Source organism: Halalkalibacter akibai JCM 9157, assembly GCF_000513135.1.
GTDB lineage: Bacteria > Bacillota > Bacilli > Bacillales > Bacillaceae_D > Halalkalibacter > Halalkalibacter akibai.
Genome location: NZ_BAUV01000001.1, coordinates 222658 through 243145, shown reverse-complemented (window position 1 = coordinate 243145; position 20488 = coordinate 222658). Strand labels below are relative to the sequence as shown.

Genomic DNA, 20488 nt, shown 5'->3' with positions numbered 1-20488 from the left:
CTCACTTTTTGCGTTTTACGTTTAGTATACAACATTCTTGCTCGATAAGCCGTTCGTTTCAACATTGCTTTCTAAATGGTATGATTAATGGAGAATTAAATGAAAGAAGGTTAAATCATGTCAGAAAGATTTTTTTTATACGATGATATCGAGGAAACACGAACACGCTTTGTTAGTTTTATGGGAGAAAACCAACGCTTTGACTTAGCCATTGTAAACTCTTCTAGATATTATGGGAAGTTATTAGTTCTTGATGTTCAATCAAGTCGCTTTGCCATTATCGGTTCAGATGACTTAGAAGAACCTGGTTATATCGAACATGCTTATCAATTAGAAGCCGAAGAAGCCGAGGAATTGCGATCATTCTTACATGAGATTGTTTAAGTAATCTCCCCTTATCTGGTTATACTACCCGGTAGGAGGTGTTTTTCATGGTGAGAAAATCAGGTTCTAAGGATAAAGAAGGTCAAGAGTACACTGACTTTTCTAATGTGGAAACAATGAGGAATTTCATTATCCCCGAGCAAACACCAGAAGGACCTTATGGTTCTCCATTTAATAAAGACACACCTGTTCAAGGGAAAAGCACACCTTGGGAAGAAGGACAACGCACTTATAGTGCCTTTAACTATGAGTTTAAATCCTTACATCAAAATTTACCAAGACAGTTCCCTGGGGCTCATCCTACACATGATGATCCAAATAAAAATGAAGAACCACCTTATACGACAAATGATTTAACATAAGACAGAAAAACAGCCTAGCTTTCTACGCTAGGCTGTTTTTCTTTTTCTTCTCTTACACGCTTAATTACAAAATAAGCACATCCAAAGTTACAATATTCATACAAATAATCCGGTAGCGTACTTATTTTAGTGTCATGCGTTGATTTCTTATGGCGATCTTCAAAGAAGCCTTTTAACCTTAATTGGTTATAGCCCCAATCACCAACAATATAATCATATTTGCTTAATACCTCTGAATAGCGTGCTTTGAACGCTTCTTCATCCCAGGCATCTTTCACATCTTCTACAACATCATATTGCATCCCTTGAATGCGAACCATTTGGCTCACCTCTCCATTTTAACTTAGCTTATTATACCACAAATTAACTTAGGCAACAGTCTTTCCTCTTTTACCCTCCATCATTTACTAGCTGTAAGAAAACCGGATATTGGTCACTCTTATAGTAGGGGAGGTTTGATTATGCTAAAAAAATCATTAGTTGCAACTGGACTTGCCGGATTAATGCTCGTAACTGGTTGTCAAATGCCAGAAGAAGGTCAATCCTTACAACGTACAGCAAATTACGGGAGTCATCAACCAAATGGTGGTCACTATCCAATTAATCCCGTAAATCACACTCAGAACTACACTCACTACGGATATCAGCGTTACGATAGAGAACATGTAAACAACAATGGTCGTCAAGATTTAATACCTGTTGTGGATCGAAGCTTGTTGCTGATGCCGTGACACGAATGGTTTTAACAAATGACGTTGTTAGTGAAGCTGGAACACTTGTAACGGACAAATACGTTCTTGTCGCATATGATGCGCAAGCAGATAATCGTGAATTTGTGGCCGATCAGGTAAAACGAAGTGCATTGTCTATCGTTCCTCGTTATTATGAGGTTTATATTACCGATGACCCTGAACATTTTGACGAGATCGAACGATTCCAAAATCTAACGTCAGAAGCACCTAACATGGATGGTTCGCTTGAACAGACGATAGAAGAAATGACGTTATTATCTCCTCAAGGGGAGTATAACGAGCGAACGGATGATAACATTAACATCATGCAGGAAAAACAAAGACGTTTAATGGATCGTTAAGTCGGGTTTCGAGCTGAATACATGGCAAGCAAATTAGGATGAAATCTTTGTGATTTCATCCTTTTTTGATGTGGTTGGCTTTGGCCAACCAAGAAGGTCGCTATGTAACCAATAACAACAAAAGCGCTCGTTATAAAAACCAATAACGAGAAAACCACTCGTTATATAAACCAATAACGAGAAAACCACTCGTTATATAAACCAATAACGAGAAGACCACTCGTTATTGGTTTGTTACTTTTTTGGCTTCGGCGCGGACTTGGGCTTCGTTTACTTGCTCATCTGCATGGTAAGAAGAGCGGACGAGTGGGCCTGATTCACAATGACTGAAGCCTTTTTGAAGTGCGATCTCTTTGAATTCAGCAAATTCTTCTGGCGTATAGTATTTTTGAACTTTTAAGTGCTTTTTCGTTGGTTGTAAGTATTGGCCGATTGTCATAATGTCAACATTAGCGGCGCGAAGATCATCCATTGTTTCAATGATTTCTTCTTTTGTTTCTCCAAGACCAATCATTAAGCTTGATTTAGTTGGGATGTCAGCATGCATTTCTTTAGCACGGCTTAGAAATTCGAGCGTACGTTCATACGTTGCTCTTGCACGAACTCTTGGTGTTAACTACGTACTGTTTCAATATTATGGTTCATGATGTTAGGGCGAGCATCCATCAATGTTTTTAGATTGTCAAAGCTCCCTAGCATATCAGAAGGTAATACTTCAATCGTGCAAAATGGATTACGACGTCTTACAGCGCGAACCGTTTCAGCAAAAACAGCAGATCCCCCGTCCTTCAGGTCATCTCTTGCTACTGCTGTAATAACAACATGCTTAAGTCCCATCGTTTCAACAGAATCAGCAACTCGTTCTGGTTCTTGTAAGTCTAACTCATTTGGCAAACCAGTTTTAACGGCACAAAAACGACATGCACGTGTACAAATGTCCCCTAAAATCATAAACGTAGCTGTTTTTCGAACGGCCCAACATTCATGAATGTTAGGACAACGAGCTTCCTCACAAACTGTATGGAGGTTCTTTTCTCGCATCATCTTTTTAAGTCCTGTATAAGATTCGTTTGTGTTTAATTTTATTTTAAGCCATTCCGGCTTACGTAAATGCTCTTCTTTCTTTGCCATTTCATTTACACCATCCAATCATTGCATTTGTCCGTTTTCCCTTATATAGCAAGGAGAAACATGGTAATCAGCAACTTGTACATTTTTATTCCTATTATACTTTATCATGATTTTCATGAAATAACCAAGGGAGCGCTCAAAATTACCAATGATTCTCTTCAATTTTTTTAGCTTTTTTTCACAATATATATAAAGAGAGAAAACATGGACGCAGGAAACTGCATTTTGGGTCAAGGTAGAAAGGAGCCTATTATGAGATTTCAGAAAATCATCGTTTTAGCACTTATAGCCGTGTTTGTTTCTCTTCCAATGGCAACTTACGCGGCAGATAAGAAGGAAGATCTGAGTTCAGAGGAGATCTACGAAAAACGCATGGACTTATATAAGAAGGTCGAAACACTTACAAGCGTTCCATGGCAATACTTAGCAGCGGTTGATACGTATGAGCGTGGGTTAAGACGAGCTTTAAGAGATCGTCCAAAAGAAGAGGGTTTTATCTCCATTTATTACACCGAGGATGAATGGGCTGGACAATTTAATCCGAATAAATCAGATAATCATCCCCTCTCTATTCAAATGTTCGGAGGAGTCGGTCTAGATGGAGATGGAGATGGTCTTGCTGATCGTTTAAATGATGAAGATATTCTTTATACTCTTGCTCACCATATCGAGCAGTATGGTGTATCTGAAGACGATTTTCGTATCGCTTTATGGGAGAAATATAAGCGAGATCAATCTGTTCGAATTGTTCATGGCCATGCTTTAGTTTATGAAAAGTATGACACGTTAGATTTAGATGACCATGCTTTTCCAATGCCGCTCAATTATAATTACAGCTATAAAAATACTTGGGGTGATCGACGCGGCTGGGGTGGCAGACGTATTCACGAAGGAACTGATATTTTTGCAGGCTATAATGTACCTATTCGAGCTACGGCGTATGGACGAGTAGAAATTAAAGGCTGGAACAAGTACGGCGGCTGGCGTATTGGTATTCGTGACTTAGATAATATTTACCACTACTACGCTCACTTAAGTGGATTTGAAAAAGGAATAGAAGAAGGTAGTATCGTCGCTCCTGGAGATGTGATTGGCTATTGTGGAAGTTCTGGCTACGGTAAGCTGGAACACAAGGGAAATTCCCCCCACATCTGCACTACGGAATGTACAGAGATAACGGCCGGATCGAATGGTCTTTTGATCCATATCCTTCGTTAAAACAATGGGAACGCAAAGCTTATCAAGATCGTAAAAAGAAAAAATAATTGGATGGCGCTAGGACCCTTAGGTTCTAGCGATCTCTCTATAAGTGAGGTGGAATATGAGCCAAACCTATTTAGATGCTTTTACAGAGGTTTCAGAAAAGCAAGCTGACATTGCAAGGGAATTCGTCAGCTACTGGGCTGAATATTCAAACCCAACAGTAGGGTTTTTTTGGGTTAATACCTTTATGTTAGTAGCCCCACTTGTTTATTTATATTTTAAAATGGATAGAAGCAAAGCGCTGTTATTAGGGTTTTATGGATTTAACATTCACGTATGGTTCACTTATATCGATACAAGCTTTGTCAGGTTCGGACTTGTTGGATATCCTTTTCAAACATTTCCTCTGATAACTGCTAATTTAGGTTTAGATGTCTCACTAATCCCTGTGTTATTTATGTTCGTTTATCAATATGTTTTAAACCACAACAAAAATTATTATCTCTATACTATTGGTTTGAGTGCAGGTCTCGCATTTATATTCAAACCTTACCTAGTTGTCCTTAAAATGTTTCGCATGCATGAGTCCATTAATTATCTTCACTTATTTGTTGCTTATGTAGTTGTATTAGTGATGGCAAGATTGATAACCAATTTATTTTTACACTTCATGAGAACGAGTAAAACAACAACATAACAAAAAAACAAACTCGGCTGACCGAGCTTGTTTTTTATTATTAATCAGTTTTTACTTTTAGCAACTTTGACTGCATTCATAATGCTCAGCGCCAGGCCTCCCCAGATGATCAAAATCCCAAGTATCATCATTGTTACTGCTCCACCGCTCATATGCGTCCCCCCTGTTTAATTTTTCGGAATGTCCAAATCACCTTTTTGCCATTTTAGTTTTGCAAACACAAATCCAAGTACAATTGCCGCGATCGCTACTAGCCAGCCTGAACCAATTAAGAAAGCCGTTGAATAGCCCTCATAGTTCGATGTTACATTCTCAATTGTATTTTGGATAAACATATAGCCAAGTACAATAGGAGTGACAAAACGCAAGCAAATTTGCCACCAAGAACCTAAGCGGAAATCTGAAACAGCGTCTGCATGTGTTTGTAATTCTGGCAATTTCTTCGTAAACCAAGATACTGCAATAACGGAGACAAGACCCGCTAACGCAATACCAAACGTATTAATAAAATAATCAGCAGCATCTAAGAAGAATAAACCACCTTGTGTCGCAAAAAGAATCGAGATTAAGGCAGATAATCCTCCACCGATCGCAACAGCTTTTCTTCTTGAGAACTTAAACTTATCTTGTACCCCTGAAACAAACGTTTCAACAATTGAGATAAGTGAAGACAATCCGGCCAGAACAAGTGAGCCAAAGAATAATACGCCAAACAACCCATTCATGCCCGGGAACGTATTGATGATCTCAGGGAAGACAACAAAGGCAAGACCAATTCCTGCGCTCGCTACTTCTGAAACCCCAACACCTGATGCATTGGCCATGAAACCAAGTGCAGCAAATACCCCAATCCCGGCAAGTAACTCGAAACTAGAGTTACTGAACCCAGTTATAAAAGCATTGTTGGTAATATCAGATTTCTTAGATAAGTAACTCGAGTATGTGATCATGATTGCAAACGCAATCGACAAACTAAAGAAGATTTGCCCATAAGCCGCCACCCACACTCCTGGTGACATGATTTCACTCCAATTCGGTTTGAAGAAAGCATCTAACCCAGTTAAAGCTCCTTCTAGCGTCACGGCTCTAATAACAATCAGAAGGAACATCGCTACGAGAAGTGGGATGAAAATTCTGTTTGCAATCTCAATACCACGTTTTACCCCTTTGAACAACACACCTAATGTAATAATCCATACTAAAATTAATGGGATAAATACACCTGGTACAAGAGCACCTATATCCCCAGGAGCCCCTCCTGAGACGAGATCGACTCTTTGTAAGTAATCTCCCATTAGGAAGCCACCTGTATCCTCGCCCCACTTTTGGTTAAATGCGAAATACGTGTAAGACATCGCCCAAGCAATAATAACAGCGTAATAGGTTGCGATGACAAATGAGATCGCAACTTGCCACCAGCCAATCCATTCTGTCTTTTTACTCATTCTTGCATAAGATAATGGCGCAGAGCACGATACTTATGGCCGAGAGTAAATTCCATAATGAGAAGAGGAATACCAGCAGTTATAAGAGCAAATAAGTACGGGAAAAAGAATGCTCCTCCTCCATTTTCATACGCAACATACGGGAAACGCCAAATGTTCCCTAAGCCAACAGCTGAACCAATGGCTGCTAAAATAAAACCAGCACGTGTTCCCCATTGTTCCCTTCCGTTCATTAACTTCACCTCATCTCATATTTTTTAAAGCGCTTACACTAATTGTTTATTCACAGAAACGTTAGATTAGTCTAACTATTTTATAATTATTTTTCATGCACTTTTACACGGTTATCCGTTGCTGTACTAGAGATTTTTTATTATGTTACTAAAGTAAGTTATGGGAACTGTAGAACCAATAGCTAAAAACACTCGGAATATTTATTCCCAGTGTTCTTCTTTCTTTAATCCATATAAATCTCAGCGATTTCTGTCTCCATTAACTCTACATAGCCATTTGTATAATGCACTTCAAGCTGAACCGTTGTTTCTTGGTCCCAGTTGAAACTTAGATTCCAGCCGGTCTCACGTTCGTTCAAAGGCTCTTTCTCAATTTCACCATCTTTTCCCGTAAAGATAGCAAATATTTCCTCGGCCTGATAATAATCTTCCTCACTCACATATTGTTCAACATAAATTTCATATTGAATAACGGAAGATCCCGCTGTATGGGTTGAACTATATCCAACAGATAGCGAAACAGGGCGGTAAGAATCAGATGGAATAAAGCTTGTGTTACTTCCTTTTATATAATTTCCTTCTGCTATAATCTTGTACATATACTCTTTTGTTGGATCTAAAATAATGGAAGCGTACTGCGTAAATTGATCATTTGGAACTGCAGTCACCTTTTCCCAATTTTCTTGCTCGTTTTCTCGGTATAAAAAGAAGACATCCGCACCTGACTCCAATTCTTCTATGCTCCATTTAACATCAACAACTATTTGATTTGGGTCTGAACTTTGTCTAATCGGTTTAAATTCAATATCTTTAACCCACTTGTCTTCTTGTTGCCAGCTATAAAGATCTGAGTAAAGGCTTGATATTTCAGAGCTCACCCAATTTGATGTATTAGAAATATGCTCAGTTAGTTGTTTATTTATCGAGTTCATTTGCACTACATTATAAATGTTAAAAGCCAAACTCCCTACTAACAACCCTACTATGATCTTTGTTTTATCCATAGCTAGTTTCCTCCTGGTAATTGGCTTTTTTACAGAGGGGGTCCACCCTCACTTTTTCTTCTCGGAATTTTTAATGATAAAAAAGATAAAAAATAGAACGAAAAGACCAAGATAGGTCCATATATATTGTGTAGGACTACCTACTGCTCCGAATGCAATCTCATTTTGAAGATACGAGACGTTTTCATATTCGGAGAGAATATCTGGAACGTACCTTGTCGTTTGGTAATAACCGTATGCGACTATGCCAAAACCATACAACAAGAAAACCAATGTTGAACTAATTAACGCCTGCCAAAAACTCCTAATCATTTAGATCCTCTCCCTTTCGCTCCTCTCTACATACGGATAACTTTTTAAATTCGTTTCAACGAATTTTATTCTAGTGATTCGTTATAAATGCGAAAAAGAACAGGTTCCTGTACAGTTTTTGATAGACTGTGAAATCAACATACGTTAAACATATATTAAATTGAATGATGGAATTAGTTAAGAGCTTGTGAGTCCGCCGAGGCTTTGGATGAGGACTTACAAGCTTTTATTCCACAAAAAAACGTTGATTCCCCTGCTTTCGCGGACACACGATTCCTTATCACCCAATTCGGTGAGCATTCTCAGCCCATTTTCTCGCAATAAGGCACCTCATGGCCGTTCACCTCGACTAAATGCGGCTTTTAACCTCAATAAGAGCTCGTGAGTCCGACGAGGTTTTCGATGAGGTCTCACAAGCTCTTATCCCACAAAAAATCACTGATTTCCCCGGCTTCGAGGACACACGATTCCTTATCACCCAATTCAGCTAGCATTCTCAGCCCATATTCTCGCAATAAGGCACCCCTTGGCCATTCACCTCGACTAAATGCGGCTTTTAACCTCAATAAGAGCTCGTGAGTCCGCCGCCGAGGTTTTCGATGAGGTCTCACAAGCTCTTATTCCACAAAAAACGTTGATTAGCCTGCTTTCGCGGACACACGATTCCTTATTCCACCAAATACTACTGTTCCCCTCATTCCCACAAACATAATCTACTCACAAGAATGAATAAAAACACTTGATGCAAAAAAAAGCGATAAATTAGGTTCACCTAATTTATCGCTTCTCTCCCTCAAACATACTCTACGGATTAAGCTTGCTTTCTTGATAACTGTTTTAATACAAAGACCGCTCCTGCTAAAAGCAAGAAGGCAACAAGTAAACTGACTACCACACTCGATGTTGCACCTAGTACTAGATAGGAGATCGCCGTAATTCCTGCAGCAATTAATGCATATGGAAGCTGGGTGACGACGTGGTCAATATGATGACTTCCTGCTCCAGTAGAAGAAAGAATAGTTGTATCTGAAATTGGAGAACAGTGATCTCCGAAAATGGAACCAGCAAGTACTGCAGCCATCATTGGCAAAATTAATGTTATATCCATAACAGCTGCCATTTCACCCGCAATTGGAAGTAATAACCCGAATGTTCCCCATGACGTTCCGGTTGAGAAAGCGGCAAACCCTGCAATGATAAATAAAATAACAGGTAAATACATTGGGTTTAGATTAGAATTTTCAACGATTGAAGCTAAATACGTTCCTGTTCCTAAATCGCCGATAATTGAAATCAATGTCCATGCAAAAAACAAAATATAAATAGCTGGTAGCATTGATTTCATTCCGATTACTAATGATGATCCTAAACCAGTTTCAGATTTCGGTTTTAACACATTTAATAAAAGTGCAATGATAAGTCCAAAAAGACCTCCGTATACAAGTGCTGATGCTACATCGGTATTTTCAAAAATCGTTAAGATCGTTACATCGCCTTCTGTGCCTTGGATACCTGTTGTAATCATGAAAAATACTGTACCAACAATTAAAGCGATAATAGGCCAAACTAGATCGCCTACTTTCCCTTTAGAGTTAGCTTTAATGTCGTCTTGAGAACCAGGTATTGCACCTAGCTTGGCGTTCCATAGCTCTCCTGTTTCTTTAGCAAGCACTTCATGTTTTCTCATTGCACCAATGTCTAAGTTAAACCAGGCTACTGCTAACACAAGACCTAGTGCTACTAAAGCGTAAATGTTCATCGGAATCATTAACATGAAAGCTTGTAGCGCTTCATATTGTGTGACAGAATGAGTAGCAAAAATTCCTGCAATGATCGCAATAATATAAGCTCCCCAGCTCGAAATCGGGGCAATGACACACATCGGTGCAGACGTTGAATCCACTAAATAAGCTAATTTTGCACGAGAAATACGGTGACGATCCGTTAACGGACGACTGACATTTCCCACTGTTAGACTGTTAAAGTAATCATCAATGAAAATAATGATCCCTAGAAATACTGTTAAAAGCTGTGCACCTACACGTGTTTTTACTTTTTGCATCGCCCACTCACCAAACGCACGGCTTCCACCAGAACGAGTAATGAGAGCAGCCATCATTCCAAGTAATAGAAGGAAAATGACAATAAAAAACTCCCACGTGTTAATGGCAAAACGATTCGCTACGATAGCACGAGTCACTTCGCCAAATGTTGCTTCGGCTTCAAAGTCAAAAATGATGCCCATGACAATCGCATAAATATTTGCTGCTGCAACTAGTGGATTCCAACTGTGCAACATAAGTGCTCCAATAATAGCTCCAGTCCCTAAAGATAGCAGGACTCGTCTCGTTAAAATAACCATAACTAGAGCTAAAATCGGAGGTAGTAAAGATAAAATAGATGATTCCATAAGAAAAAACCTCCCAGAAAATTTGATAGATTGATAGAATCTCCACATAACGGCTTTGGGTAATGATTCTACAATTCAATCGTTAAAAACACCGAAAAGGCGATAATGGTTACCCACTATCGCCTTGAATGCGCGTGTTTCCCCCATTTGAATGGTAGTTCTCCATAACTTGAACGCTAACCCAAGCTATGACAGTCCTGTACTTATTAAATACAGACCCAGCGAAAACAGTCTGACCTCTGGTTTCACTTCGGCGACTTTCCCTTTCTTTTTCCCTCTTCGTTGTCATCCTCAGGAAATTTACTAATGGCCGTCGCGCCTCTACCTCATTTTTTTACGATGAGGTACTTCTATTTAATTTGTCGTATAGGATCTTATCATGTTTTCTCTGAAATGACAATTGTTAATTTCCTCCACCTCCAGAGGACGGTCCAGCTGGAAGAATCATTCCCCCTCCTCCTTCTGAGTAAAATTCCGGTACGCGTCCTTGAACGTTCACTAAGCCAACAGGTACCGTTGTTTTTATTGCTTCAGTGTTTGTAGCAAATGGAATAACAATTTTAGCATCTACAATGACATCAAAGTTAACAGACAAGGTCGTGTTATTAATCCCTGTGTTTTGAACATCTAAATTTAAATCTGTCTTCACATCACCAATCGCGGAGAATCGAACAGGAATTTGCGGTCCTAATTGTGCAAGTAAAGCATTATTGGTTGCTTGCCCTAACGGAATACTATAAATGATCCCGCCATCAGTTGTCAGTGTCTCGCCCGCATCGGCATCAATTGACACGTCAAAAGCTTCTCCTCGCTCAATCGCTTTTAAATGTCTTTGCACACGGTTTGTGGCTTCTGATAGGATTCGGTTGTAAATCTGCGTGTTAAATTGAATGGACGTGATATAACCCTCAGCATCGGTTTGAACGATAAAAAGGTCGTCTTGCTCAAGATCTGACGCAATTTTTTTCGAGACAGCATCATTAATAGCTTTTGTCGCAATCACACGTGTTTCTGTTGTCGCAATATGCATTAATGTTGGTCGAATCCCTTTTTCAATAATCCATAGCCCTTGTACAGTCAACACAACAAAAATAAGAAAAGATAATAGCAATACGTACCGAAATGGCAGTGGCCCTTTCCGAGACTGGGGTCTGCGTTTTTTTGGTGCTCTCATGATGAAATCCCCCTTCCTCACAACTATATGCAAGAAAGCGGGATGGTTTGACCAAAAAATTTAAGCAAGCTATTGTTCTTTTTTCTCGTATATTCGAAATTCATGAGGATAGACATTTTTCTCATCGACCATGCCTAACTCTGCAGATACCATATCCCATTGATCTTGTTCAATCTTTGGAAAAAACGTATCCCCCTCAAATTCATGATCAATAAAAGTAACATATAATCGGTCAACATAATCCCAAAATAAAGAAAACACTTGGGTTCCACCGATAATAAAAAACTCTTCGTCCTGATTCACCATTTGCAAAACGTCCTCAACTTGATGGACCACTTCACAACCTTCTGCTTCATAGTTGGCATTCGTTGTTAAAATGACGTTATGACGATTAGGTAACGGGCGACCGATTGATTCATACGTTTTTCTTCCCATCACAATTGTGTGACCAGTTGTGACCTTTTTAAAAAACTTAAGGTCTGCTGGCAGATGCCACGGAAGTTGATTATCTTTTCCAATTACCTGGTTCCGATCCATTGCAACTACAAATGAAATCATAGCTACCGACTCCTTTATGTATTCTTTTCATATCGTATCATAAATCAGACTTTGTAATAGCTAAAATTCTATTCAATTAATTCCCAAACTTAATAATAACAAGGCGGGACAAAGCAGTTATTATATTCCATTACATAGAAGCTCGATTAAAAGGTCAAGATAATATTTGTACAACGATCCAATCACATTTTCCTAGGAGGTTTTCATTCATGAGCTTTTTTGATTTGTTTAACGAAGAAGAAGAAACTCGCCGAGAAAATCGTAAAGAGGTTGTTCGTGAAGTAGATCGAGTACCAGATGCTGAATTCGCTGAGGAAAATGCACATTTAGATCTTCGCGAAGAAGAATTAGATATTCATAAGCATCGTGTTGAAACAGGTGACGTTACTCTTCATAAAGATATCGTCGAAGAAGAGCAGGCTGTAAATGTTCCCGTTTCACATGATCAAGTAGTCATCGAGCAACATGCCGTAGACCATGAACCAACAGATGATCCGATCACAGATGAGGAAACAATTCGTATTCCTGTCACAGCTGAGAAGATTGATGTTGATAAGCACACGGTTGTAACAGGTGAAGTATCTGCTCATAAGCGTTCCGTTCAAGAAACAGAACAAGTACGTGATGTCCTTCATAAAGAAGTAGCAGATATCGAAGCTCACGGTGACACAGATATCATTAGAGAAGACTAATCTATCCTCATCTTTACCTACTTACCATGTGTAAGTAGGTTTTTTAAATCTTCTCAAATAGACCGTTCCATTGCACTACAGGTACTTGCTTTCCGCGGGGAGGAGCCAAGTACCTTCCGCTCCATTTCACTAGGATTTCAACAAAAGACATTTATAATTACATTAAGTCAGGACAAAATATAATTAAGAAAAAATCATTCTCAGGAGGGTCCGATGGGTATTTTTATGATTATTGGAGCCATTATTGGCGGCACTGTTGCGTTTGTTTTTAATGTTTCCATCGTTTTAAGCCTAATTATTGGAGCCATCGCTGGTCTTATTATCGGTTATTTATTTGAAATGAGAGCAGCTTCGGTAAAAGAAACCATCTCTCCTCCAGAACAAGAACCGGAACAAGTACAGACGATGCAGCTACGCGAAGAGCAACTAGACATTAATAAAGTAAGAGTTCAAACTGGTGAAGTTAAAGTGTACAAAGAAGTAGTCGAAGAAAACAAAACATTTACCGTACCGATTAAACGTCAAGAACTTGTAGTTGAATCAGGTGATGAAGAAGTTTATCGAATTCCTTTAAAAGAAGAAGAAGTCGATATTTCAAAACACCCCGTTAAAGTAAATGAAGTTTGGATAACTAAGCAACAAATTGAAGAAATGGAACAAGTAAAAGAAATGATAAAAAAAGAACAAGCTCGTGTTGAAATACACGGAGAAGCAGATGTGCACGAAGAAAAATAACGTTTCTGGTTCTAAGACATTTGTTTTAGAACCTTCTTCCATTTATTCCCTCTCTTTTTTTCCCAACAAAAACTTTCTCTGTTTAGTCAATTTTCAAAAGTTTAATAATATTATTAGGAGAAACAACTTTATACAAATGGGATGGTACTCATGAAAGTAGGAACTGTTATTAAGTATTACCGAGTTAAACGTAACTTAACTCAATCACAGCTTGCAGATGGAATTTGTTCAATTCCACATTTAAGTAAAATTGAGAATAACTCTTACAGTGCAAACGAAGAAACGGCTACCCTTCTTTTGGACAAATTAGGAGTTGAGCTTTCGAGTGAATTTGATCAGTATCTTCAAATTAAATCCGATTTAGATCATTTTGTGGAAGCTGTTCTTTATTACGATATTGAGAACATCAATATGCTCGGGAAAAAGTTACAGAAGCTTGAAGAAATGTTTGCTAGAACCGATTTAATTAATTTGTATCATGCTTATATGATCAGATTCTTTTTATTTAACAACCATTTTAAAAAAGCAACAGCACATCAGAAAATGTTAGAAAAATTACGTGTAAACTTCACTCCATTAGAAGAGCTTCTTTACTCATTTAATGCTGGTTTATTATTACTGGCAGACAATAAAGTTCAAGAAGCAAAAGATCATTTCCTCCAATTAAAGTCTATGAGTTTAAGTAACAATCCATTTATTATTCGCGATTTATTTTATCAGATCAGTTTATGTTTCAGTTTATTAAATAAGCCAGAAAAGGCTGTTACCTATGCGAAACAAGCTTTAATTTATTACAAAGAAGAAAATAATTACATCCGAACCGTGCACACGCAAATGATTTTAGGGATTAATTACGCAAGACTTGGCTTGTACGACGAAGGAATCGAAGTGTATAAGGTTTTGTTGCGTAACACGCGCTTGCTTCAATTAAACGATTTATATCATCAAATTATTTATAATTACAGCTTACTTTTATTTAAGAAAAAAGACTATAATGGGGCTCTTGCATTTCTATATCAGGCTATCAAAGTCTTTGCAAAAGGCTCTAGGCACCATATACTTAGTCATCTAGCTATTATCGAAATTTTATTATTAACAAATAAGGATACAACTTCTATTCGTGAGCATATCAATGAAGTAATCAAGTATAGCCAGTCTACTCAGCTAAAAAAGTATCGTTTATTAGCTCAGAAGTTTGAACTCCAATTACAATCTAAAACTGACATGTATCAGTTTATCGAAAATCAATTATTTCCCTTTTTAAAGAAAAACGATCATGTGGAAGAAAAAATGAAAACAGCGCTAGAATTGGCCCAATATTACCAAGAGTTAAAAGAGATCGACCTTGCAAATGTTTATTTTAACGAATATATAGTTGCATTAAAAAAGGAGGAATAAGAAATGAAAAAAACATTTTTCATTTTATCATTAGTCATGACAATAGCGGTATCCGGAGGATTTGCCAGTTCAGTCGTCACAGGTGAATCTTTAGGAATGGAACAAACAATGAAACCTGAACCGATTCATCCACCTAGTTAAAAAAATATAATATGAACAAACCCAGGTGAGAAAATTTTTCTTACCTGGGTTTTTGATAACTCAGCACCTATTGTTAAAAAGAGACCACTCAATAAGATGAATAAACACCTCCTTAAGTGGTCTCTGTAAAAAAGGTTGTAGCCAATTCTACCGGCTACAGACCTTTTTATTACTACTGATTAATTGCGTCCATTGCTTGAACTAAGCCATATCCATATTGAGAAGCAGTACCTAGTGACTTCGCTGATGATTGAAGTAGCTCTCGAAGTTCAGTATTGGTTAAATTCGAATTATTTTCTAATAGAAGCGCAGCTACACCAGCTACATGAGGAGATGCCATTGACGTTCCATTATATGAAGCATATCCATTATTAGGAATCGTACTTAATATACTTACACCTGGAGCTGAAATTTCCACAGCAGGTCCTGTACTTGAAAAGGTAGCTCTATTATTATTTTGATCAACGGCAGCAACTGCAATTACAGAATCATATTTGGCAGGGTAGCCTACGTTATCTCCTCTACCTGGACGTGTTCCGCTATTACCTGCTGCTGCGACTAATAATACCCCTTGTGCATAAGCTAAATCCGACCATTCTTTCAAGATTGACGAACTCGTTGACCCACCTAAACTCATATTAACAATGTCCATTCCATTTTGAACGGACCACTCAATTCCTCTCGCAATTCCGGCATAAGAACCACTGCCATCATTATTAAGTACTTTGACTGCATAAAGGTCAGCTTGATAGGCAACTCCTAGTACTCCTAAGTTATTATTAACAGCTGCAACCGTCCCTGCAACATGAGTACCATGACCATTTGCATCATAGTAAGGATCTCGGTTTGCTGCATCATCGAAAACGGAGAAACCACCTTTTACATTTGCAGAGAGATCTTCATGACTCAGGTCAATCCCTGTATCTAAGATCGCTACTTTCACACCACTTCCAGTAAAACCATTTGCCTGTGCAGTCGTTCCTTGTACATGAGGAACACCCCAAGGTACACTCTCGGCAAAAGATTCAGCTGTTGCGTTTTCTTCTAAGTATTTAATATGTGGATTATTAGCAAGCCCTTTTGCTTGTGGTTCAGTAAGTTCTAAGTGAACAACCGGCAATAATTGATACTCATAAATAATATCTTGATTATCGACTCCAAAAGCTTTCAATAGTCCTTTATTAACAGAACCATTAAACTGCACTAAATATTCTTTCGCATTTTGTGGAGATTGTGCAAAACCAACACCTGAAAAAGTCAAGCTAAACAAAAGTACCGCGACAAAAAACAAGGATAAGTATTTTTTCATAAGAAAATTCCTCCTACTCTTATCTTTTAATAAGTAACTTAGTAGCTTGTGGTTTTAATCCCTCCTAATTTTTAACGTCCCAAGAACTCTTGGTACTTTAACGATAGCAAAGAAATCATTTTTTTTGTATTGGGAAAATTTTTGCTCGTTGAATATTTAAATTGGATTAGAGCACCATAAAGATGGATTACTAACATATTAAAAAGTGAAACAATGAGTAAATTTTTTGTAGGAGGTCACATTTGTGAAAAAACTCCCAGTAGGTAGCATCCTTTTCTTTATCTCCGCTTTCCTTTGGCTTTTCCTAGCGTTTACCGGTATCGGAAATTGGTCGACAAGAGTTTATATTTTTCTGTTTATCATTTTCTTAGCCATTGGATTTGTTAATTGGCGCATGACTGATCGAGCTAATTCAGAAAATTGATGAAGAATTAGAGATGTAAAACCTCTCTCCCTTTTTGATAAAAACGGTGGTATGCCACCTATAAACTGAGGTGATCCTTTTTGAACCACGATTTAGATTATGACCGTGATGGTGACCGGGAAGATACGTTATCGACAGATCAATTGATGGCGCAGTTACAAACAAGTCTTGATCAAGAAGAAGAAATGATGAGAACATATTTAATTCTTGCTGAGCGAATTCATGATAACGATACTTTAAAAAACCGATTAGTGAATTTTGCGGAAGGAAATGCGAAACGCTCTCGGCAGTTACTAGATGAACTATCTCAAGACTAATACTCATGAGCCCCGTACTCTTTTCATAGTTAGGGCGGGCTCATGGTTTTAACAGAAGTAACGCAGTAACTGGGAAATGGTCTGATGCTTCCGATTGTGTCACCCTCGTTTCTTTCACAATGAAATCAGAACTGTGAAAAATATAATCAATTTGCCAGTCTTGATTATGAAAGGTTTGAATGGGTATTCCTTTATTGGTCTTTGTTAATAATGACTCCCATACCCGGTACTCCTCATGTTTTGGAAGCGAATTAAGGTCGCCTGTCAGCAAAATTGGTTGATCAAGCCGTTTTAACCTGTCATGTATTTCGTCAATTGCTTCTAAGCGTTCGGAACGGTTTAAGCCTAAATGTGTATTCAGAACATAAATGGATTGCTCTTCTGATATCGTTAATTTCGTTAACATCGCTGTACGGTTTTCAATCCGGTTTGAAAATGGAATAGTAGCTGTATCCTCAATTGGATATTTAGATAAAATGGCATTGCCATAATAAAGCCCTGGATAGTTTAAAGAAGGGGAAAACACAGCGTTCATTCCGAGCGCATTTGCGATGGTCGTTACTTGATCGGTAAAGTAAGAACGAAAGCTGTTCCTTTCTACTTCCTGCAAACTAATAATATCAGCTTCTAATCCTCGTAACGTTTCAATCGTGCGATTTAAGTCAACGCGATTATCAATTCCTTTTCCATATTGAATGTTAAACGTTGTAACCGTTATCAATTCTTCGTTTGGTTTGTATGGAATCGGATGATGTTCCCACATGTATGTATCCTTATTATAAAAATGATATAATATCGTAGAAAGAAGAGTACAGATGAAAAACAGTAGTAGTATGTAGTATCTTTTTTTCTTCAACACTGATCCCTCCATTAAGAATTCTCTATCTATTATACTATATAATCTGAATATTCGGTCTAAAAAAACCAGTTAATTTTTACTAGAAATAATAGCCAATTGTTACTTTTTATATGAGTAATGTCTACAATTTAATTTTGGCTTGATCACATCTTGACAGTGAAGTGCAATTCATCTAAAATGAAATTGTAAACGCTTACATCTTTAAAAGGAGTGATGTTATGTCTTTTACAACACCTGCTGCATTCGATAAGGAACAAATTATCGACACCCTCCTAAAACATCAGTGCTTTAAAATGCCTGACGGTCGTCAATTATACGAAGCGACTCATTCAGAGCTTCAATCCTTAATTTGTTCCAAGGTAAATGACCAATATACGTTCTGCTCGTATAGCAGCGAGTTCATACATGTACAGTAATTAAAAGAGGGTACGTTAGAAGATCATTGACCTTTTAACATACCCTCTTTTTCACATTTATTCGCTGTAACCATTTGGGTTATTTTTTTGCCATCTCCAAGAATCTACACACATTTCCTCGATCCCCTTTGTTGCTGACCAACCCAATTCGACTTTAGCTTTAGAAGGATCTGCGTAACAAACGCCAATATCTCCAGGTCTTCTAGGCGCTATTTCATATGGAACCTGACTGTTTGACGCTTTTTCAAACGCATCGACCATTTCGAGAACACTATATCCATTTCCTGTACCTAAATTGTATGCGTCAGCCCCTGTCGACTCAAGCACTTTTTCAACAGCTTTTAAATGCCCTTTCGCGAGATCGACAACATGGATATAATCTCTCACGCCAGTCCCATCAACGGTCGCATAATCATTACCAAACACTTTTAATTGCTTGAGTTTCCCAACTGCAACTTGAGTAATAAAAGGCATTAGGTTATTGGGAATTCCATTTGGATCTTCACCAATTCTCCCGCTAATATGGGCTCCAATCGGGTTAAAGTAACGTAACAAAGCAATGCTCCAAGCTTCGTCTGAAATATAAAGGTCGCGTAATATTTCTTCAATCATTAATTTCGTTCGACCATATGGGTTTGTTGCTCCAAGTGGAAAATCTTCTTTAATTGGAACCTGCTCAGGCATTCCATAAACCGTTGCAGATGAGCTAAACACGATTTTTTTGACATTATACTTTCTCATGAGTTCACAAAGAACTAATGTCCCAGTTATATTCGTGTGGTAATAATGAAGAGGAATTGTGACTGACTCTCCTACCGCTTTTAAACCTGCAAAATGGATAACAGCCTCTATTTTCTGCTCCTTAAACACTTGCTCAAGAGCCTCTTGATCTAATAAATCAACTTGATAAAAAGGAAAATCTCTTCCTGTAATTTGTTTCACTCTGTCAATGGATTCCATTTTACTATTTGAAAAGTTATCGACCACAACAATGTCATACCCTGCCTCTAGAAGTTCAACGCAAGTATGACTTCCAATGTACCCAGCTCCACCTGTGACTAGGATCAACATGACCACTCCTAAATAAAAATAATTTGCCAGAACAATATAAATCTCTCGTATTTTACCATATGTCTGTCAAATTTGATAGAAGTGGTTCAGCACTTTAAAGTAGATACCATTTTATCCAGCCATAAAAAGATAACCAGAAAGGAACACTTAAACTAACACCCCAAATAAATCCTTTTAACAAGTTCCCATCTTCTTGTTCCAATCGTATCCTTCCTCCCTTTTCCAACGTTTGAAACGAGCCGTAAATGACAACACTGCTTTATGAGGTGATTAGAATGGCTATTAGTTTGTTACTAAGTTCACTTGTCATTATGGCGGTTTTTCTTTTAATAGAACAAATTATCACACTATTAAACGGTGAACATTCTTTTATACTAACTTCAACTCTGATTGGAGGCTGTTATGACTAAAGCAGCTGTGTTTGGTTTTATCTTTGTAGTCATCTGTGTCCTGATTCCAGGGGGACTAGGCTTATATTTTGCCGACAACGATGTTGATGATTCATTATCGGTACCTGAAATCAAAGAGGTGATTGAACCTGGACACCAACAAGAAGAGATAAATTTAACTGGTGCTAGCCAGACATTTACTAGGGAAGAGGCTATCGAATTAATCCTAGAACAATTCACATTTACTGAACTTTTAAATTTGTATGCAACTGTTCAAAATGGTATGAGTGCTGAGGAGAAAAAGGAGATATTATCCTTACTTCAAGAACGCTTTTCCGAAGAAGAGATAGAGGCCATTAAAGTGATGGGGTTTGCTGAATTGGAAAAAGTGTTGCAGTGATTGGTCATAAATTGCCTCAACCAAAAAAAGCCCCTATTGTTAGGGCTACTGAGGCATTCTTTTTTCACAATGTGCAATCATTTCTTCCAAATAATTTTCCGTTGCGAGTGTGATCCAAGGTACTTCAATTCCTTTTCCTGGAGCTAATGCTTTTCCTCTATACTCTGCTTTATCATTGGCAGCAATGTAAATATCCCAACTCCATGTTTTTAATTTACCTGCACCATCCTGTACAGCATGATTATCAATTTCAACTAAAAAATGGTTTTTAACGGTGAACTCTCTAATGTTTTCCATAAAAATCCCCTCTCCCCTCTAATATACTTAATAT

Annotated in this window: 25 protein-coding genes, 3 pseudogenes and 1 riboswitch; of the genes and pseudogenes, 15 read left to right on the top strand and 13 right to left on the bottom strand. The window is 38.0% G+C overall.

What is annotated here, in order from left to right; genetic code table 11:
- The first annotated feature begins 117 nt into the window (after window positions 1–117).
- Entirely contained in the window at window positions 118–384 is a 267-nt protein-coding gene (locus tag JCM9157_RS01220; protein ID WP_035661199.1) for a DUF3055 domain-containing protein, read from the top strand.
- A 47-nt stretch (window positions 385–431) separates the two neighbouring features.
- A complete protein-coding gene (locus tag JCM9157_RS01215) occupies window positions 432–746 on the top strand; it encodes a hypothetical protein (RefSeq protein WP_035661196.1) in 315 nt (104 codons plus the stop codon).
- A gap of 14 nt (window positions 747–760) precedes the next feature.
- Here the strand turns inward: JCM9157_RS01215 and JCM9157_RS01210 are convergent, their stop codons facing one another.
- On the bottom strand, window positions 761–1066 hold the full coding sequence (locus JCM9157_RS01210; RefSeq protein ID WP_035661193.1) for a YutD family protein: 306 nt from the start codon (window positions 1064–1066) through the stop codon (window positions 761–763).
- A gap of 141 nt (window positions 1067–1207) precedes the next feature.
- Between JCM9157_RS01210 and JCM9157_RS23165 the strand changes: the two genes are divergently transcribed.
- Together JCM9157_RS23165 and JCM9157_RS23160 are read left to right on the top strand one after the other, a co-directional pair.
- Window positions 1208–1477, top strand: coding sequence for a hypothetical protein (locus JCM9157_RS23165; RefSeq protein WP_052012870.1), 270 nt, complete (start codon window positions 1208–1210; stop codon window positions 1475–1477).
- A 5-nt stretch (window positions 1478–1482) separates the two neighbouring features.
- Window positions 1483–1839: a YhcN/YlaJ family sporulation lipoprotein gene (locus tag JCM9157_RS23160; protein WP_052012869.1), complete on the top strand. Its 357-nt coding sequence runs from the start codon at window positions 1483–1485 to the stop codon at window positions 1837–1839.
- A gap of 223 nt (window positions 1840–2062) precedes the next feature.
- On the opposite strand, the pseudogene lipA reads toward JCM9157_RS23160, so the two are convergent.
- A pseudogene (gene lipA, locus JCM9157_RS01200) lies at window positions 2063–2970 on the bottom strand (lipoyl synthase).
- Between the two features lie 252 nt (window positions 2971–3222).
- On the opposite strand from lipA, the pseudogene JCM9157_RS01195 reads away from it, so the two are divergent.
- Together JCM9157_RS01195 and JCM9157_RS01190 are read left to right on the top strand one after the other, a co-directional pair.
- A pseudogene (locus tag JCM9157_RS01195) lies at window positions 3223–4235 on the top strand (M23 family metallopeptidase).
- A gap of 56 nt (window positions 4236–4291) precedes the next feature.
- Window positions 4292–4870: a CBO0543 family protein gene (locus tag JCM9157_RS01190; RefSeq protein ID WP_035661190.1), complete on the top strand. Its 579-nt coding sequence runs from the start codon at window positions 4292–4294 to the stop codon at window positions 4868–4870.
- A gap of 44 nt (window positions 4871–4914) precedes the next feature.
- On the opposite strand, the gene JCM9157_RS23735 is transcribed toward JCM9157_RS01190, so the two are convergent.
- The 7 genes and pseudogenes from JCM9157_RS23735 to JCM9157_RS01155 form a co-directional block, all read right to left on the bottom strand.
- Entirely contained in the window at window positions 4915–5022 is a 108-nt protein-coding gene (locus JCM9157_RS23735) for a methionine/alanine import family NSS transporter small subunit (protein WP_081733991.1), read from the bottom strand.
- 15 nt (window positions 5023–5037) lie between these two features.
- Window positions 5038–6548, bottom strand: a pseudogene (locus JCM9157_RS01185) (sodium-dependent transporter).
- Between the two features lie 224 nt (window positions 6549–6772).
- Window positions 6773–7552, bottom strand: coding sequence for a hypothetical protein (locus JCM9157_RS01180; protein ID WP_035661189.1), 780 nt, complete (start codon window positions 7550–7552; stop codon window positions 6773–6775).
- 48 nt (window positions 7553–7600) lie between these two features.
- Window positions 7601–7864, bottom strand: a complete 264-nt coding sequence (locus JCM9157_RS01175) for a hypothetical protein (protein ID WP_035661186.1) — start codon at window positions 7862–7864, stop codon at window positions 7601–7603.
- A gap of 811 nt (window positions 7865–8675) precedes the next feature.
- Window positions 8676–10274, bottom strand: coding sequence for a Na+/H+ antiporter NhaC family protein (locus JCM9157_RS01170; protein WP_035661183.1), 1599 nt, complete (start codon window positions 10272–10274; stop codon window positions 8676–8678).
- 147 nt (window positions 10275–10421) lie between these two features.
- Window positions 10422–10606, bottom strand: a riboswitch (Lysine riboswitch).
- A 71-nt stretch (window positions 10607–10677) separates the two neighbouring features.
- Window positions 10678–11448 carry a sporulation protein YunB gene (gene yunB, locus JCM9157_RS01160; RefSeq protein WP_035661178.1) on the bottom strand — a complete coding sequence of 257 codons (771 nt, stop codon included), beginning with the start codon at window positions 11446–11448 and terminating at the stop codon, window positions 10678–10680.
- A 69-nt stretch (window positions 11449–11517) separates the two neighbouring features.
- Window positions 11518–12006 (bottom strand): dihydrofolate reductase, encoded by a 489-nt coding sequence (locus JCM9157_RS01155; RefSeq protein WP_035661177.1) that lies wholly within the window; start codon window positions 12004–12006, stop codon window positions 11518–11520.
- A gap of 209 nt (window positions 12007–12215) precedes the next feature.
- On the opposite strand from JCM9157_RS01155, the gene JCM9157_RS01150 reads away from it, so the two are divergent.
- From JCM9157_RS01150 to JCM9157_RS24515, 4 genes are all read left to right on the top strand, one after another.
- A complete protein-coding gene (locus JCM9157_RS01150; protein ID WP_035661174.1) occupies window positions 12216–12698 on the top strand; it encodes a YsnF/AvaK domain-containing protein in 483 nt (160 codons plus the stop codon).
- 213 nt (window positions 12699–12911) lie between these two features.
- The gene (locus JCM9157_RS23155) at window positions 12912–13433 is read left to right on the top strand and encodes a YsnF/AvaK domain-containing protein (RefSeq protein ID WP_052012868.1); all 522 of its coding nucleotides are present in this window, start codon (window positions 12912–12914) and stop codon (window positions 13431–13433) included.
- Window positions 13434–13583: 150 nt separating this feature from the next.
- Window positions 13584–14831, top strand: a complete 1248-nt coding sequence (locus JCM9157_RS01140; protein WP_035661171.1) for a helix-turn-helix domain-containing protein — start codon at window positions 13584–13586, stop codon at window positions 14829–14831.
- Window positions 14832–14834: 3 nt separating this feature from the next.
- A complete protein-coding gene (locus JCM9157_RS24515) occupies window positions 14835–14972 on the top strand; it encodes a hypothetical protein (protein ID WP_156321465.1) in 138 nt (45 codons plus the stop codon).
- Between the two features lie 172 nt (window positions 14973–15144).
- Here the strand turns inward: JCM9157_RS24515 and JCM9157_RS01135 are convergent, their stop codons facing one another.
- Window positions 15145–16281, bottom strand: coding sequence for a S8 family peptidase (locus tag JCM9157_RS01135; protein WP_035661169.1), 1137 nt, complete (start codon window positions 16279–16281; stop codon window positions 15145–15147).
- Window positions 16282–16525: 244 nt separating this feature from the next.
- Between JCM9157_RS01135 and JCM9157_RS01130 the strand changes: the two genes are divergently transcribed.
- A complete protein-coding gene (locus JCM9157_RS01130; protein WP_035661166.1) occupies window positions 16526–16705 on the top strand; it encodes a hypothetical protein in 180 nt (59 codons plus the stop codon).
- 80 nt (window positions 16706–16785) lie between these two features.
- Window positions 16786–17022: a hypothetical protein gene (locus JCM9157_RS01125; protein ID WP_035661163.1), complete on the top strand. Its 237-nt coding sequence runs from the start codon at window positions 16786–16788 to the stop codon at window positions 17020–17022.
- A 40-nt stretch (window positions 17023–17062) separates the two neighbouring features.
- Here JCM9157_RS01125 and JCM9157_RS01120 read toward each other — a convergent pair whose 3' ends face one another.
- Complete coding sequence (locus JCM9157_RS01120; RefSeq protein ID WP_158318609.1) at window positions 17063–17878, bottom strand: endonuclease/exonuclease/phosphatase family protein; 816 nt, start codon at window positions 17876–17878, stop codon at window positions 17063–17065.
- A gap of 221 nt (window positions 17879–18099) precedes the next feature.
- Here JCM9157_RS01120 and fbpA point away from each other — a divergent pair, with 221 nt between their 5' ends.
- A complete protein-coding gene (gene fbpA / locus JCM9157_RS01115) occupies window positions 18100–18297 on the top strand; it encodes a Fur-regulated basic protein FbpA (RefSeq protein WP_035661159.1) in 198 nt (65 codons plus the stop codon).
- A 57-nt stretch (window positions 18298–18354) separates the two neighbouring features.
- Here fbpA and galE read toward each other — a convergent pair whose 3' ends face one another.
- Window positions 18355–19368, bottom strand: a complete 1014-nt coding sequence (gene galE / locus JCM9157_RS01110) for a UDP-glucose 4-epimerase GalE (protein WP_035661157.1) — start codon at window positions 19366–19368, stop codon at window positions 18355–18357.
- A gap of 275 nt (window positions 19369–19643) precedes the next feature.
- Between galE and JCM9157_RS25595 the strand changes: the two genes are divergently transcribed.
- Both JCM9157_RS25595 and JCM9157_RS01105 read left to right on the top strand, forming a co-directional pair.
- Window positions 19644–19778, top strand: coding sequence for a hypothetical protein (locus JCM9157_RS25595; protein ID WP_268870907.1), 135 nt, complete (start codon window positions 19644–19646; stop codon window positions 19776–19778).
- Entirely contained in the window at window positions 19771–20157 is a 387-nt protein-coding gene (locus JCM9157_RS01105; protein WP_035661155.1) for a hypothetical protein, read from the top strand. Before JCM9157_RS25595 ends, JCM9157_RS01105 begins: the two co-directional genes overlap by 8 nt.
- Before the next feature lie 45 nt (window positions 20158–20202).
- Here the strand turns inward: JCM9157_RS01105 and JCM9157_RS01100 are convergent, their stop codons facing one another.
- Entirely contained in the window at window positions 20203–20454 is a 252-nt protein-coding gene (locus tag JCM9157_RS01100; protein ID WP_035661154.1) for a hypothetical protein, read from the bottom strand.
- Window positions 20455–20488 lie beyond the last annotated feature (34 nt).